Source organism: Duganella kummerowiae (genome assembly GCF_053572355.1).
This window is the reverse complement of record NZ_JBKFEH010000009.1, coordinates 145,622-160,712: the sequence shown is the minus strand read 5'-3', so window position 1 is coordinate 160,712 and position 15,091 is coordinate 145,622. Positions and strand designations below refer to the sequence as shown.

At 66.4% G+C, this 15,091-nt stretch carries 13 protein-coding genes; 6 read left to right on the top strand and 7 right to left on the bottom strand.

All coding sequences use genetic code 11. From position 1 onward, the window contains the following. The first annotated feature begins 2 nt into the window (after nt 1-2). The 4 genes from ACLB1G_RS11865 (at nt 3) to ACLB1G_RS11850 (ending at nt 5,565) form a co-directional block, all read left to right on the top strand. Nucleotides 3-1,046: a type IV pilus twitching motility protein PilT gene (locus tag ACLB1G_RS11865; RefSeq protein ID WP_491627412.1), complete on the top strand. Its 1,044-nt coding sequence runs from the start codon at nt 3-5 to the stop codon at nt 1,044-1,046. Between the two features lie 137 nt (nt 1,047-1,183). Continuing rightward, nucleotides 1,184-2,320, top strand: a complete 1,137-nt coding sequence (locus ACLB1G_RS11860; RefSeq protein ID WP_491627411.1) for a PilT/PilU family type 4a pilus ATPase — start codon at nt 1,184-1,186, stop codon at nt 2,318-2,320. After that, nucleotides 2,320-2,805 (top strand): glutathione peroxidase, encoded by a 486-nt coding sequence (locus tag ACLB1G_RS11855; protein WP_491627410.1) that lies wholly within the window; start codon nt 2,320-2,322, stop codon nt 2,803-2,805. The genes ACLB1G_RS11860 and ACLB1G_RS11855 overlap by 1 nt, the downstream gene beginning before the upstream one ends. Nucleotides 2,806-3,009: 204 nt before the next feature. Then, nucleotides 3,010-5,565: a putative bifunctional diguanylate cyclase/phosphodiesterase gene (locus ACLB1G_RS11850; RefSeq protein WP_491627409.1), complete on the top strand. Its 2,556-nt coding sequence runs from the start codon at nt 3,010-3,012 to the stop codon at nt 5,563-5,565. A 157-nt stretch (nt 5,566-5,722) separates the two neighbouring features. Here ACLB1G_RS11850 and ACLB1G_RS11845 read toward each other — a convergent pair whose 3' ends face one another. Further along, nucleotides 5,723-6,154 carry a hypothetical protein gene (locus ACLB1G_RS11845; RefSeq protein ID WP_491627408.1) on the bottom strand — a complete coding sequence of 144 codons (432 nt, stop codon included), beginning with the start codon at nt 6,152-6,154 and terminating at the stop codon, nt 5,723-5,725. A gap of 76 nt (nt 6,155-6,230) precedes the next feature. On the opposite strand from ACLB1G_RS11845, the gene ACLB1G_RS11840 reads away from it, so the two are divergent. After that, complete coding sequence (locus tag ACLB1G_RS11840; protein WP_491627407.1) at nt 6,231-7,316, top strand: helix-turn-helix transcriptional regulator; 1,086 nt, start codon at nt 6,231-6,233, stop codon at nt 7,314-7,316. Here the strand turns inward: ACLB1G_RS11840 and glcF are convergent. Genes glcF through ACLB1G_RS11825 form a run of 3 tightly spaced genes read right to left on the bottom strand, consistent with a single transcriptional unit; the run spans nt 7,292 to nt 11,113 of the window. Beyond that, nucleotides 7,292-8,539, bottom strand: coding sequence for a glycolate oxidase subunit GlcF (gene glcF / locus ACLB1G_RS11835; RefSeq protein WP_491627406.1), 1,248 nt, complete (start codon nt 8,537-8,539; stop codon nt 7,292-7,294). The genes ACLB1G_RS11840 and glcF overlap by 25 nt on opposite strands. A gap of 21 nt (nt 8,540-8,560) precedes the next feature. After that, a complete protein-coding gene (glcE, locus tag ACLB1G_RS11830) occupies nt 8,561-9,613 on the bottom strand; it encodes a glycolate oxidase subunit GlcE (protein ID WP_491627405.1) in 1,053 nt (350 codons plus the stop codon). Between the two features lie 3 nt (nt 9,614-9,616). Then, complete coding sequence (locus ACLB1G_RS11825) at nt 9,617-11,113, bottom strand: FAD-linked oxidase C-terminal domain-containing protein (RefSeq protein WP_491627404.1); 1,497 nt, start codon at nt 11,111-11,113, stop codon at nt 9,617-9,619. Between the two features lie 101 nt (nt 11,114-11,214). Between ACLB1G_RS11825 and ACLB1G_RS11820 the strand changes: the two genes are divergently transcribed. Further along, nucleotides 11,215-11,766: a cob(I)yrinic acid a,c-diamide adenosyltransferase gene (locus tag ACLB1G_RS11820; protein ID WP_491627403.1), complete on the top strand. Its 552-nt coding sequence runs from the start codon at nt 11,215-11,217 to the stop codon at nt 11,764-11,766. A gap of 93 nt (nt 11,767-11,859) precedes the next feature. On the opposite strand, the gene dxs is transcribed toward ACLB1G_RS11820, so the two are convergent. The 3 genes from dxs to ACLB1G_RS11805 are packed head-to-tail and all read right to left on the bottom strand — an operon-like array spanning nt 11,860 to nt 14,885. Next, nucleotides 11,860-13,731 (bottom strand): 1-deoxy-D-xylulose-5-phosphate synthase, encoded by a 1,872-nt coding sequence (gene dxs / locus ACLB1G_RS11815; RefSeq protein WP_491627402.1) that lies wholly within the window; start codon nt 13,729-13,731, stop codon nt 11,860-11,862. Beyond that, nucleotides 13,732-14,634 (bottom strand): polyprenyl synthetase family protein, encoded by a 903-nt coding sequence (locus ACLB1G_RS11810; RefSeq protein WP_491627401.1) that lies wholly within the window; start codon nt 14,632-14,634, stop codon nt 13,732-13,734. It abuts the gene before it with no gap. Next, a complete protein-coding gene (locus ACLB1G_RS11805) occupies nt 14,631-14,885 on the bottom strand; it encodes an exodeoxyribonuclease VII small subunit (RefSeq protein ID WP_491627400.1) in 255 nt (84 codons plus the stop codon). The genes ACLB1G_RS11810 and ACLB1G_RS11805 overlap by 4 nt, the downstream gene beginning before the upstream one ends. Nucleotides 14,886-15,091: the final 206 nt, after the last annotated feature.

The following is a 15,091-nucleotide window of genomic DNA, read 5'->3' as shown; positions in this document are numbered from 1 at the left end:
AAATGGACATCACTCAACTACTTGAATTTTCGGTCAAGAACAAGGCGTCCGACCTGCACCTGTCCGCCGGCCTGCCGCCCATGATACGGGTGCATGGCGACGTACGCCGCATCAACGTGGCGCCGCTGGAGCACAAGGACGTGCACGCCATGATCTATGACATCATGAACGACGGCCAGCGCAAGACCTATGAAGAACACCTGGAGATCGACTTTTCGTTCGCCATCCCCGGCCTGTCGCGCTTCCGTGTGAACGCCTACAACCAGGAGCGCGGCGCCTCGGCCGTGCTGCGCACCATCCCGTCCAGGGTGCTGACCCTGGAAGAGCTGAACGCGCCGCGCATCTTCGGCGAACTGGCCTTAAAGCCGCGCGGGCTGGTGCTGGTGACCGGTCCCACCGGTTCGGGCAAGTCGACCACGCTGGCGGCCATGGTCAACCACGTCAACGAAAACGAGTACGGCCACATCCTCACCATCGAGGACCCGATCGAATTCGTGCACGAATCGAAGAAGTGTTTGATCAACCAGCGCGAGGTGGGGCCGCACACGCACTCGTTCAGCAATGCGCTGCGCTCGGCCCTGCGCGAGGATCCGGACGTGATCCTGGTGGGCGAGCTGCGCGACCTGGAGACCATACGCCTGGCGCTGTCGGCGGCCGAGACTGGCCACCTGGTGTTCGGCACCCTGCACACCTCGTCGGCGGCCAAGACCATAGACCGCATCGTCGACGTGTTCCCGGCCGAGGAAAAGGAGATGGTGCGGGCCATGCTGTCGGAATCGCTGCAGGCGGTGATTTCGCAGACCCTGCTCAAGACCCGCGACGGCGCCGGCCGGGTGGCGGCGCACGAGATCATGCTGGGCACGCCGGCCATCCGCAACCTGATCCGGGAGGCCAAGGTGGCGCAGATGTACTCGGCGATCCAGACCGGCAGCAGCGTAGGTATGCAGACCCTGGACCAGAACCTGAGCGACCTGGTGCGGCGCAACGTGATCGCCTCCGCCACCGCCCGCGCCGCCGCCAAGAGCCCCGAAAACTTCCCCGGCTAACCCTGGTGTCCACCCCGGTGTCAGATCTGCCATTGGTACATGAGCCTGCCAAATCAGGCGAGCCCATGTACCAATGGCAGACCTGACACCGCGTGGTGTGACATCATGTGGTGGCCCCTTTTTTGATGCGAGCACCCATGGACCGCGACCAGGCTTCCAAATTCATGTTCGATCTGCTGCGCCTGATGGTCGGCAGGAAGGGCTCGGACTTGTTCATCACGGCAGGCTTTCCGCCCGCGATGAAGATTGACGGCAAGCTCACGCCCGTGTCGGCCCAGCCGCTGAGCGCCGCCCACACGGCCGAACTGGCGCGCGCCATCATGAACGACAAGCAGGCCGCCGGCTTTGAGCTCAGCAAGGAGGCCAACTTTGCCATCAGCCCCGCCGGCATCGGCCGCTTCCGGGTCTCGGCCTTCGTGCAGATGGGCAGCGCCGGCATGGTGCTGCGCGTGATTAACAGCGCCATCCCCAGGCTGGACGACCTGGGCCTGCCCGAGGTGCTCAAGGACGTGGTGATGTCCAAGCGCGGCCTGGTTGTCATGGTGGGCGCGACCGGATCCGGCAAGTCCACCACCCTGGCCGCCATGGTCGGACACCGCAACGCCCACAGCCACGGCCACATCATCACCATCGAGGACCCGGTCGAATTCGTCCACCCGCACGGCAACTGCATCGTCACCCAGCGCGAGGTCGGGGTCGATACCGAGGACTGGGAAACGGCCCTGAAGAACACCCTGCGCCAGGCCCCGGACGTGATCCAGATCGGCGAGATCCGCGACCGCCAGACCATGGACCACGCCATCGCCTTCGCCGAAACCGGCCACTTGTGCCTGGCCACCCTGCACGCCAACAACGCCAACCAGGCCCTGGACCGCATCATCAACTTCTTCCCCGAGGAACGCCGCCAGCAGCTGCTGATGGACCTGTCGCTCAACCTGCGCGGCATGGTCTCGCAGCGCCTGGTGCCGCGCAGGGATGGCGCGGGCCGTGCGGTGGCCATCGAGATCCTGCTCAATTCGCCGCTGGTCTCGGACCTGATCTTCAAGGGCCAGGTGCACGAGATCAAGGAACTGATGAAAAAATCGCGCGAACTGGGCATGCAGACCTTCGACCAGTCGCTGTTCGACCTGTACGAGGCGGGCAAGATCAGCTACGAGGATGCGCTGCGCAACGCCGACTCCGTCAACGACCTACGCCTGGCCATCAAACTGGAAAGCAAACAGCCGCAGCAGCGCGAAGCGGGCGGCGGCGCCACCGAATTGGGATTGATTTAATGCGCGATATCTACCACTACCAGGCCGACAGCCTGGCCGGCCAGCCGGTTTCACTGGAGCAGTACCGCGGCCAGGTGCTGCTGATCGTAAACACCGCCAGCGCCTGCGGTTTCACCCCGCAATACCAGGGCCTGGAGCAGGTCTACCAGCAGTTCAGGGAGCGCGGCCTGACCGTGCTGGGCTTCCCATGCAACCAGTTCGGCAAGCAGGAGCCGGGCGACGCCGCCGCCATCGGCGCCTTCTGCGAGAAAAACTATGGCGTCACCTTCCCCCTGTTTGCCAAGGTCGAGGTCAACGGCGACCATGCACATCCGCTGTTCCGCCAGCTCAAGCAGGACGCGCCGGGCATCCTGGGCACCCAGGCCATCAAATGGAATTTCACCAAGTTCCTGGTGGGTAAGGATGGCGCCGTGTACAAGCGCTACGCACCGTCCACCAAGCCCGAGGAACTGATACAAGATATCAACAAGCTGCTGGCCGAATAAATGCAGACGTTAGCGTTACCAATTTAAAAACCTCCTTCAGCAGTCAATATTCAGCGTACGCAATGTCTCGTTTGTGATTGCGCTACCACGATGCGAATGTAAAAAATTAAAAACGTTGAACGAAATAGGTGTCCAAGATTGATTCTTCGGTAATAATGATTATTGGTAATTTTGCCCAACGGAATCGTTAACTTCTTTATGTCCTTGCTTGGGAAACTGCGGTCGCGCTGGAATAGGCTGGGGACCTATGCCCGATTGTTCCTGCCGATTTCCGCCATCATCGTCGTGGTGCTGTGCGCACGCTATTCCCTGTTGATCAGCGCCGAATGCAGCGACGCCGGCGAGCGCTACCATCTTCAGGCCCAGGACCTGGTTCAGTACATGGGCCGCACCCTGCTGCCAGCCCTGGCGGCCGGCGACCGCAGCGCGCTGCAGGCCTCGCTGTCCAGCGCCCTGCTGCTCAACGCCGACGTGAGTTCGCTGCGGCTGGACTATGCGGGCGGACGCCTGGAAGCGCAGCGCGCCCCAGGCCTGAGCAGTGAAGCGCCGGCGTGGCTGCGCCGGCGCCCCGAGCTGGAAGCATTGGAACTCAAGCTGCGCATCGGCGACGCGGTACTGCTGATGTCGTTCTCGCCGGAACAGCCGCTGCAGAGCGTGTGGCGCACGGTACGCCAGCAGGCCCTGGTGTCCAGCTTCAACGTGGCCACCATTTTCCTGTTGCTGGGCCTCCTGATACGCGCCAACAACCGCATGCTGCGCCGGCTGGAGAGCGCCACCCGCAGCTTCCACGGCGGCGACCACGCGGTGCGCATGCGCGTCGGCGGACCGCCCGAGGCGCGCGCCATGGCGATCGCCTTCAACGAGATGGCGCAATGCGTGCAAACCATGGTGCAGGCGGCGCAGCGCAGCCAGCAGCAGCTGGGCGCCCAGCTGGCCCAGACCTTGCGCGCGCAAAGCCAGCTGCAGGCAGAGAAGGACCGCATCGAGGTGACCCTGGCCTCGATCGGCGACGCCGTCATCACCACCGACCTGCAGGGCCGCATCGACAGCATCAACGAGATGGCCCAGCAGCTGACCGGCTGGTCCGAATCGCGCGCGCGCGGCATGGAATTGCACCAGGTGTTTGTGCTGGCCAATAACTTCGGCCAGCACTCGCTGCTCAAGTCCATGTCCGCCATCTACGGTGGCGGCGAAACGGTCAAGATGGGCAACCAGAACCTGCGCCACCGACACGGCGACACCTACACCGTGGAATACACGGCGGCCGCCATCCGCGCGCCCGGCGGCGATGTCCAGGGTTCGGTGCTGGTGTTCCGCGACGTCACCGAGCGGCGCCGGCTGATGCAGCAGATTTCCTGGCAGAGCAATCACGACCTGCTGACCGGGCTGCCCAACCGCGCCGCCCTCACCACCCGCTTCGAGAACGAGATACGGCGCGCACGCGAGAACGAACACCTGCTGGCCGTCTGCCTGTTCGACCTCGACCACTTCCAGCAGGTCAACCAGGACATGGGCCAGGCGGTCGGCGACGAACTGCTCAAGCAGGCCGCCAGCCGCCTGTACGATTTCGCCGGTCAGCGCCATTACGTGGCGCGCCTGGGCGGCGACGAATTCGTGCTGCTGCTGCCGCACATGAGCGACCGCGCCGGCATCGAGCACGCCATGGAGCAGCTGATGGCGGCGCTCTCGCGCGACTACCTGTGCGACGGCCGCGCCATCCGCATGTCGGCCAGCGTCGGGGTGGCGGTCTACACCGGCAGCGGAATCAGCGCCGACAACCTGCTGCGCCACGCCGACCAGGCCCTGTACCAGGCCAAGATCACCGGCCGCAACAAGGTCCACTTCTTCGACGCCGACCTGGACGAGCAGGTGCGCACCCATCACAACCGCCGCACCGAAGTGCGCGCCGCCGTGCGCGCCGGCGAACTGCGGCTGCACTACCAGCCCAAGCTGGACATGCGCAAGGGCCGCATCGTCGGCATGGAGGCGCTGCTGCGCTGGCAGCATCCGCAGCGCGGCCTGGTGGGGCCGATGGAATTCCTGCCCATCGTCGAGCACAGCGACGTGATCGTCGATATCGGCGAATGGGTGATGCGCGAGGCGCTGCGCCAGCTGCAGGAGTGGCGCGTCGTGCATCCGGGCTGGGTCATCAGCGTCAACCTGGCGGCGCGCCACTTCCAGCGCGGCGACTTCGTGCAGCGACTAAGCGCGATCCTGGCCGAGTTCCCGGAAGTTCCGCCGCGCATGCTGGAGCTGGAGATACTGGAATCGTCGGCCTTGGGCGACATCGCCCATGTGCGCAGCGTGATGCTGGGCTGCCAGGCACTGGGCATCAGCTTCGCGCTGGACGATTTCGGCACCGGCTATTCTTCCATGGCCTATCTCAAGCGCCTGCCGGCCGACGTGCTGAAGATAGACCAGAGCTTCGTGCGCAACATGCTGGAAGACCGCGACGACCTGCACCTGGTGAGCGCCGTGATCGGCCTGGCGCGCGCCTTCAACCGCGCCGTGATTGCCGAGGGCGTGGAGACCGTGGAACATGGCGCCATGCTGATGCGGCTGGGCTGCGACCTGGTGCAGGGCTATGGCATCGCCCGCCCCATGCCAGCCGAGGATGTGCTGGCCTGGGTGGAAAACTTCGGCCACGCCGCGCTGTGGCAGGCCGCCGCCGCGCTGCCGCCCATCGTCAACCTGCACGACAGCGCCAACGACGCCAGCGCGGATGCGCCCGCACAGATGCCGCTGTTCATACCGGGTTAGTCACTGCCTGCGGCGCGCTTGCCTCGAAGTCGGCGGCGATGGAGGGCAGACTGCACAGCAGTGCGCAAGCGGTGATGAGTGGGCGTAACATGGTTGAAGTTGATAATTTGATAACTACCATACTACCATCCTACATACTCATCAGCAATGCACCATGCTAGCCGGCAGGTTTTGCCGTGCGCTCGACGCGCTGCACTTTGCCGTCTTCGACGTAGGCGGTAAAGCGCTGCCGGCCCTCGCCGGGATACTGTGTATCGTTCTCGAAACTCATCCAGATGTGGCTGTGATCCGGATGCATGGACTGGCCCCACATCACGCGGTAGGGATCGGCCCCGGAGGGCCAGCGCTGCGGATCGGCGTCTACCCGGTAGGCGAACGCACCGCCGGCCAGGTGGGCCGTGTACGGATCCATGCCGGGCACCACCTGCTGCGCATAAAAGCCGCGCTGCACCTCGGCCGGAAATTTATCGGGGAAGCGCTCAAACATCTTGCGCATTTCGTCCTGGGTCTGCGCGGACAGCGGCCCGGCGGCCGCCTGCGCGCACAGTGCGGCCAGCAGCGCCGCCATCGTCAACCATGTAGATTTCATCCTGCCTCCTGTTTGTATGTGATGTGCAGTACTATAGGACCGCGCCACAGACGACACATCAACCGGACGGATGATTTTGGACAGCATCATTGAACAGATCTACGACGCGGCGTTGGACCAGCAGGCTTGGCCCGCGCTGCTGACGGATATCGCCGCAGCCATCGGCGCCGTAGCAGGTTTCTACGCCGGACTTGATACGCGCCATGGACGCGGCGCCTGGTGGCATGTGCACGGTCACGATACGGCGCTGCAGGCTCTGTACAACCAGCGCTATCTGGACATCGATCCGACCCTGGCCCACATCGTGCGCGTTCCGGGTACCGCGTTCGCATGCACCGACTATCTGGGCGAGGCGAAAATAGCCGCCAGCGACTTTCACACCGGCTTCCTGATCCCGCACGGCCTGCGCTATGTACTCAGCGGCGTGGTAAGCATGCGCGGCAGCCTGATGAGCTTCTTCGGCTTCCAGCGCGCACTTGGGCAGGCCCCCTTCTCAGCTGCGGACACGGCCTTCATGCAGCGTCTGATCCCGCACCTGGCCAAGGCCGACCAGGTGGCGCTGCGTCTCAGCAGCATGAGCGCCGCGCGCACGCTGGCCGCGGCGGCGCTAGACCGGCTCGACTACGGCATCCTGATCGTCGATGGCGATGGCAACCTGCGGCTTACCAATCAGCGCGCGGAGCAGTGGCTGGAGCAGGCCGACATCCTGCACTCCCATTTCGGCCGGCTACGCCTGGCCGGCGCCGCCGGGCGCGAGGCACTGCCGGTACTGTTACGCGCTGCGGCGGCGGGCGAGGCGGCCGGACGTCAGCTGCAATCGGCGGGTGGCGCCACCGTGAAGGTGATCGCGCTGCCACTCAACCACGAGCAGCGCATCGGACTCGATGACCAACAGGCGCGGGTCATGGTGGTGGTGTCGGACGACAGACAGCAGCGCGTCATGGCGCCGCGTATGCTGCAGGAAGCCTACGGTCTGACAAGCGCCGAAACCCGGGTGGCGGTCGCGCTGGCCGGCGGGCTAACGCAGGAGGAAACCGGGGCCAGCCTGTTCGTGTCACTGGCCACAGTGAAGACCCATACCCAGCACATCTTCCGCAAGACCGGCGTGTGCCGCCAGACCGAGCTGATACGCCTGATTTACGGCTTACCAGCGCTGCTTTGAGACTGCAGCGCGCTATCGATCAGCTCTATCCAGTGGCGCACCGGCGTCTGCGTGCCCGACTGCAGGTGCGAACTGCAGCCGACGTTGGCCGACACATAGGTGGTGGCGCCGGTCGCGTCCAGGCTGGCCAGCTTGCGGTCGCGCAGCTGCAGCGACAACTCCGGCTGCAGGATCGAATAGGTGCCGGCCGAGCCGCAGCACAGGTGGCTGTCGGCGCACAGCACCACGTCCACCCCCACCGCGCGCAGCACGCCCTCGACTTTGCCGCGTATCTGCTGGCCGTGCTGCAGCGTGCAGGGCGGATGGTAGGCCACCCGCTCCCGGATGCTGACGCGGCGCGCCAGTTCCTGCTCGAACTGCGGCATGATCTCGCTCAGGTCGCGCGTCAGGGCCGAGATGTGCCGCGCCTTGGCCGCATAGGCGCTGTCGTGCGCCAGCAGGTGGCCGTATTCCTTGACGGTGGCGCCGCAGCCGGAGGCCGTCATCACGATGGCTTCCACCGCGCCCTCGCCCTGCAGCAGCGGCCACCAGGCGTCGATGTTGCGGCGCATGTCGTCCAGCGCGGCCTGCTGGTCGTTCAGGTGGTGGCGGATGGCGCCGCAGCAGCCCGCGCCGGGCGCGGCGATCAGCTGCACGCCGAGCGCGTCCAGCACGCGCGCCGTGGCAGCGTTGATGTTGGGCGCCATCGCGGGCTGCACGCAACCATCCAGCACCAGCATGCGGCGCGCGTGCTGGCGCGCAGGCCAGCGGCTGGCCGGCTGGCGCGGCGGGACCTTGTCCTGGAGCGCGGGCGAGAGCAGCGGACGGAAGGCCTGCCCTAGGCCGAGCGCGGCGCCGAACAGGCTTTTGTTGGGCAAGCCTTCCTTCAGCACCCAGCGCCGGATGCGCTCTAGGAGCGGGCGCGGCACGCGCTGCTCGACCACCTTGCGGCCTATGTCCACCAGCCTGCCGTACCTGACGCCGGAGGGACAGGTGGTTTCGCAGTTGCGGCAGGTCAGGCAGCGGTCCAAATGGGTCTGGGTGCTGGAGCTGACCGGCGCCCCTTCCAGCACCTGTTTGATCAGGTAGATGCGGCCGCGCGGGCCATCGAGCTCGTCGCCCAGCAGCTGGTAGGTGGGACAGGTGGCGGTGCAGAAGCCGCAGTGCACGCAGGCGCGCAGGATGGCGTCGGCCTCCCGGCCCTCGGGGGTATCGCGGATGAAGTCGGCGAGCTTGGTTTGCATGGTGTTCTCAGTACACTCAGCTTAATACATGCGGCCGGGATTGAAGATCCCGGCCGGGTCGAACGACAACTGCAGGCGGCGCTGTATCGCCAGCAAACCTGGCTGCATGGGGTGGAACACGCCCAAGCCCTTGTCGCCGCCCCGGAACAGGGTGGCGTGCCCGCCCACGGCGGCTGTGGTGCGGCGGATATCCTGCGCGTGGCCGTCGTCCGTCCTGAGCCAGCGCTGGGCGCCGCCCCACTCGATCAGCTGTTCGCCCCTGAGGACGATGGCGCTGGCATTGGGCGGCACCGACAGCCGCCACAGGGCCTGTGCACCGCTGAAGTAATCGTGGGTCTGGTCGCGCAGGGCCTGCCAGAAGGCGGCGCCTTCCGGCACCTGTTCTCCGCCCAGGCGCGCGCGGGCCGCCGCCAACGCCGCCTCGGCGCCGGACAGGCGCACCGTCAGCACGCCATGGCGCCAACAGCTGGCCGAAATCGGCAGCGGCTGGCCGGCCCACAGGTTGAGGCGTTCCAGCGCTTCGATCTCGCCCAGCTCGAAGCGCAGCGTGGTTTCCCTGACCGGCATGGGCAGCACCTTGAGCGACACTTCCAGTATCAGCCCCAGCGTGCCCAGCGAGCCGGCCAGCAGGCGCGCGACATCGTAGCCGGCCACGTTCTTCATCACCTGGCCGCCGAAGCGCAGCGCCTCGCCGCGTCCATCCATCAGCACCGCGCCCAGCACGAAGTCGCGCACCGCGCCGGCGCTGGCGCGGCGCGGACCGGACAGGCCGCTGGCCACCACCCCGCCCACGGTGGACCCGGGGCCATAGCGTGGCGGCTCGAAAGCCAGCATCTGCCGGTGCTGCGCCAGCAGCGCCTCGATCTCGTCCAGCGGCGTGCCGCAGCGCGCCGTCACCACCAGTTCGGTCGGCTCGTACGACACCACGCCGCGATAATCGCCGGTGTCCAGCACCTCGCCGTTGAGGGCCTGGCCGTGCCAGTCCTTGGTGCCGCCGCCGCGCAAGCGCAGCGCCCTGCCGGTGGCGCTGGCGGCTTGTATCCGTTCACGGAATTGTTCTGCTATCTGGTGCATGGTTCAAAAACGCGGCAGGTGGGCAAACGGCATCAGGCCGCCGCTGATGCGCATGCGGCCGAATTCGGCGCAGCGGTTCAGGGTCGGGATGGCCTTGTCCGGATTGAGCAGCCGGGCCGGATCGAAGGCGCGCTTGACGCCGAAGAAGGCTTGCAGCTCGGCCTCGGTGAACTGCACGCACATGGACGTGATCTTCTCGATGCCGACGCCGTGTTCGCCGGTGATGGTGCCGCCCACCTCCACGCACAGGGCCAGGATCTCGGCGCCGAACGCTTCGGCGCGTTCGAATTCATCGGGGATGTTGGCGTTGAACAGGATCAGCGGATGCAAATTGCCGTCGCCGGCATGGAACACGTTGGCGCAGCGCAGGCCGTACTTGCTTTCCATGGCGGCGATGCCGGACAAGACCTCGCCCAGGCGCTTGCGCGGGATGGTGCCGTCCATGCAGTAGTAGTCCGGCGAGATGCGGCCCGCCGCCGGAAAGGCGTTCTTGCGGCCGGACCAGAACCTGAGGCGCTCCGCCTCCGACTGCGACACGGCAATGGCGTTGGCGCCGGCCGCCTGCAGCACGGCCGACATGCGACCGATCTCTTCCTCCACTTCCTCGGCCGTGCCATCGGCTTCGCACAACAGGATGGCGGCGGCGTCCGTGTCGTAGCCGGCCTGGACGAACGGCTCGACCATGCGCGCGGAGGTCTGGTCCATCATCTCCAGCCCGGCCGGGATGATGCCGGCCGCGATCAGCTGGGCCACCGCATGGCAACCCTCCACCACCTGCGGGAAGGAAGCCATGATGACACGCGCCGTGGCCGGCTTGGGCACCAGCTTGACCGTGACTTCGGTCACCACGCCCAGCATGCCTTCGGAACCGATGAACACCGACAGCAAGTCCAGCCCCGGCGCGTCGAGCGACTCCCCGCCCAGTTCCAGCACCTCGCCTTCCATGGTGACGAAGCGCACCCGCAGCACGTTGTGCACGGTCAGGCCGTACTTCAGGCAGTGCACGCCGCCCGAGTTCTCGGCCACGTTGCCGCCTATGGTGCAGGCGATCTGCGAGGACGGGTCGGGCGCGTAGTACAAGCCATGCTGCGCCGCCGCATCGGAAATCGCCAGGTTGCGAACGCCGGGCTGCACCACTGCGGTCCGCGCGTAGGCGTCCAGCCGCACGATCTGGTTCAGGCGCGCGGTGGACAGCACCACGCCATCGGCGATGGGCATGGCGCCGCCGGACAGGCCGGTGCCGGCGCCGCGCGGCACCACCGGCACCTTGAGCCGGTGGCAGACGCCCAGCGCGGCCACCACCTGGGCCTCGCTGTCGGGCAGCACCACTATCATGGGCAGCTGGCGGTAGGCGGCCAGGCCGTCGCATTCGTAGGGGCGGGTATCCTCGGCCTCGGACAGGACGGCGCGCGCCGGCAGCACGGCGCGCAGGGCGGACGCCACTTCGGCGCGGCGCGCGGCCAGGGCGGCGGGATCGAACTCGGGAGCAGCTGTGTACATGGGCACCTTGGGTACGCATCAGTGTGTCGATTGTAGCGGGTCCCTACGCTGGCGGCGCGGTAAAATGCACATCTTTGCGGCCGATACCACAGAAGGAAAACATGGGTAACAGACTCTCCAAGATCGCCACCCGCACCGGCGACAACGGCAGCACCGGCCTGGGCGACGGCAGCCGCACCAGCAAGGACAGCACGCGCATCCACGCCATCGGCGAGGTGGATGAACTGAATTCCCATCTGGGCCTGTTGCTGTGCGAGGACATGCCGGACGCGCTGCGCGCGGAACTGGTCTCCATCCAGCACGACCTGTTCGACCTGGGCGGGGAGCTGTGCATCCCCGGCTACCAGCTGGTCAAGGAAGAGCATGTGGCGCGGCTGGACGAATTGCTGGCCAAGTACAACGCCACCTTGCCGCCGCTGACGGAATTCATCCTGCCGGCCGGCTCGCGCGCAGCCGCGCAGGCGCACGTGTGCCGCACCGTGTGCCGCCGCGCCGAACGCGCCATCGTCACCCTGGGACGCGAGGAAACCATCCACGACCATCCGCGCCAGTACGTGAACCGGCTGTCGGATCTGCTGTTCGTGCTGGCGCGGGTGCTGAACCGCCATGCGGGTGGGGGCGACGTGCTGTGGCAGCACGACCGCAAGCGTTAAGCTTTACTCCCCGGAGAACAAGCGCGCCACACCATGGCTAGCCGACCGGCCCGGCCTCCTGCCGCGCGGGCGCAGCGTGGTGCAGCCCGGGTGTCAGCCGTTGCTGACGGCCGCCAGGCGCGGCTCTTCGCCGCCGAAGCGCTGCTTGATCGATGCCGTGATGCCGGCGCCATCCAGCCCCACGGATGCCAGCAGCTTGGCCGGGTCGCCATGGTCGATGAACTTGTCGGGCAGGCCGAGCATCAGCAGCGGCTTGACGATGCCTTCGGCGGCCAGCGCCTCGGCCACGGCGGCGCCGGCGCCGCCCATGATGCAGCCCTCTTCCACCGTCACCAGATAGTCGTGCTGCGCGGCCAGCTGCCTGACCAGGGCCAGGTCCAGCGGCTTGACGAAGCGCATATTCGCCACGGTCGCGTCCAGCGTGGCGGCGGCCGTCAGCGACGGCGCCACCATGGAGCCGAAGGCCAGGATGGCGATCTTCTTGCCTTCGCGGCGGATCTCGCCTTTACCGATCTCGATGCTGGCCAGCTCGGGGGCGATGGCCGCGCCTACGCCGGCGCCGCGCGGATAGCGTATCGCGGCCGGTCCCGGATAGTGGTAGCCGGTGCTCAGCATCTGGCGGCATTCATTCTCGTCCGAGGCCGCCATCACCACCATGTTGGGGATGCAGCGCAAATAGGCCAGGTCGTAGTTGCCAGCGTGCGTTGCGCCATCCGCGCCCACCAGGCCGGCGCGGTCCAGGGCGAAGGTCACGTCCAGGTTTTGCAGCGCCACGTCGTGGATCAGCTGGTCGTAGGCGCGCTGCAGGAAAGTGGAGTAGATCGCCACCACCGGCTTGAGGCCCTCGGTGGCCAGGCCGGCGCCGAAGGTCACGGCGTGCTGCTCGGCGATGCCGACGTCGAAATAGCGGTCCGGGAACTGCTGCTCGAAGCGCACCATGCCGGACCCCTCGCGCATGGCGGGCGTGATGCCGACCAGCTTGGGGTCGGCCGCCGCCATGTCGCACAGCCAGTTGCCGAATACTTCGGTGTAGGTGATCTTGCCCGGCGCGGCCGGCTTGATGCCCTCGGCCGGATTGAACTTGCCGGTGCCGTGGTACAGGATGGGCTCGGCCTCGGCCAGCTTGTAGCCCTGGCCCTTCTTGGTCACCACGTGCAGGAATTGCGGGCCCTTGAGCTGCTTGATGTTCTGCAGCGTGGGCACCAGCGAATCGAGGTCGTGGCCGTCGATGGGGCCGATGTAGTTGAAACCGAATTCCTCGAACAGGGTGGCCGGCACCACCATGCCCTTGGCATGCTCCTCGATGCGCTTGGCCAGCTCCAGCACCGGGCCGGGCAGCACGGTCTTGCCGACGTTCTTGGCGGCCGCGTAGAACTGGCCCGACATCAAACGCGCCAGGTGGCGGTTCAGGGCGCCCACCGGCGGCGAGATCGACATGTCGTTATCGTTCAGGATCACCAGCAGGTCCAGGTCTTCCTGCACGCCAGCGTTGTTGAGCGCCTCGAAGGCCATGCCGGCCGTCATGGAGCCGTCGCCGATGACGGCAATCGCGTGGCGCTGCTCGCCCTTGATCTTGGCCGCCTGCGCCATGCCCAGCGCGGCCGAGATCGAGGTCGACGAATGCGCCGTGCCGAAGGTGTCGTACTCGCTCTCGTCGCGCTTGGGGAAGCCGGACAGGCCGCCCAGCTGGCGCAGGGTGGACATGCGCTCGCGGCGGCCGGTCAGGATCTTGTGGCTGTAGGTCTGGTGGCCCACGTCCCACACGATGCGGTCGTGCGGGGTGTTGAACACGTAGTGCAGGGCCACGGTCAGCTCCACCGTGCCCAGGTTGGATGACAAATGGCCACCGGTCTTGGACACCGAATCGAGCAGGAAGGCGCGCAGTTCGTGCGCCAGCGGGGTCAGTTGGGTGCGCGCCAGCTTGCGCACGTCGGCCGGACTATCAATTTTATCGAGCAGATTCATTTATGCTTTCCGCTGCACGATCAGGTCCGCCAGTTCGCGTAACCGCACAGCTTTTTCTCCAAACGGGGCCAGCGCGGCATGCGCCTCCTGGCGCAGCTGCTGCGCCAGCGCGCGCGACGGCTCCAGCCCCAGTATCGACACATAGGTCGGCTTGTTGTCGGCCGCGTCCTTGCCGGCGGTCTTGCCCAGGGTGGCGGAATCGGCGGTCGCGTCCAGCACGTCGTCCACCACCTGGAACGCCAGGCCGATGGCGCGCGCATAGGCGTGCAGGGCCAGCTGTTCGGCGGCGTCCAGCTCCTTGCCGGCCATGGCGCCCAGCAGCACCGAGGCGCGCAGCAGGGCGCCGGTTTTCAATTGGTGCATGCGCTCGAGCTGCTCCAGCGTCAGGCTCAGGCCCACGCTGTCCTGGTCGATGGCCTGGCCGCCGCACATGCCGGCCGAACCGGAGGCCTGGGCCAGCAGGCGCAGCATGCCCACCAGGCGCGCCGGCGGCACCTGCCGCGCTTCGGACAGCACCAGGAAGGCCTGCGATTGCAGGGCGTCGCCCACCAGCAGGGCGGTGGCTTCGTCATAGGCCACGTGCACGGTCGGCTTGCCGCGCCGCAGTTCATCGTCGTCCATGCAGGGCATGTCGTCGTGCACCAGGGAATAGGCATGTATCATTTCGACGGCGGCGGCGGCGCGGGCCAGGGTGTCGGCATCGGCGCCCTCATCTGCACCAAACAAGGCGCCGGCCGCGTACACCAGCAGCGGGCGCACCCGCTTGCCGCCGTCCAGCAGGGCGTAGCGCATGGCGCCGTGCAACTTGTGCGGGATCTGGTCCTCGCCCGGCAGCCAGGCCGACAGCTCGCGTTCGGAACCGGCCTGCACCGTCTTCATCCAGTCCTCGAAGGCCGCGCTCATTGCTGGGCCTCGCCGGCTTCCTCGAAGGGCTTGAGCAGGTCGCCTTCCAGTATCTTCACCTGGGATTCCACCTTGTCGAGCTGGCCGGCGCAGTATTTGACCAGTTCCGAGCCGCGCGCATAGGCGGCCACCGACGCTTCCAGCGGCAGCTGGCCGGCTTCCATCTGGGATACCAGTTGCGCCAGCTCCGCCATCGCTTCCTCGAACGAGGCGGGGGCGGCGGCATCCTCGGCGGTAATTTTCTTAGGCATAGGCAATTCAGTCTTCAAGGCAGCACTGTAACCCGTTATTTTAGAACAAACCGACTTATTCGGTGGAACAAAACACAAGCTTGCCGGGCCCTTGCGAAGCTGGCGAGCGCGCCATTCCGGTGCGCCACGCTAAGATAGGCTGGCCCAAGTAGTTGTAAACACGGTATAATCTCCGGTTCTGTCCTAAATACCATTTTCAACAACAT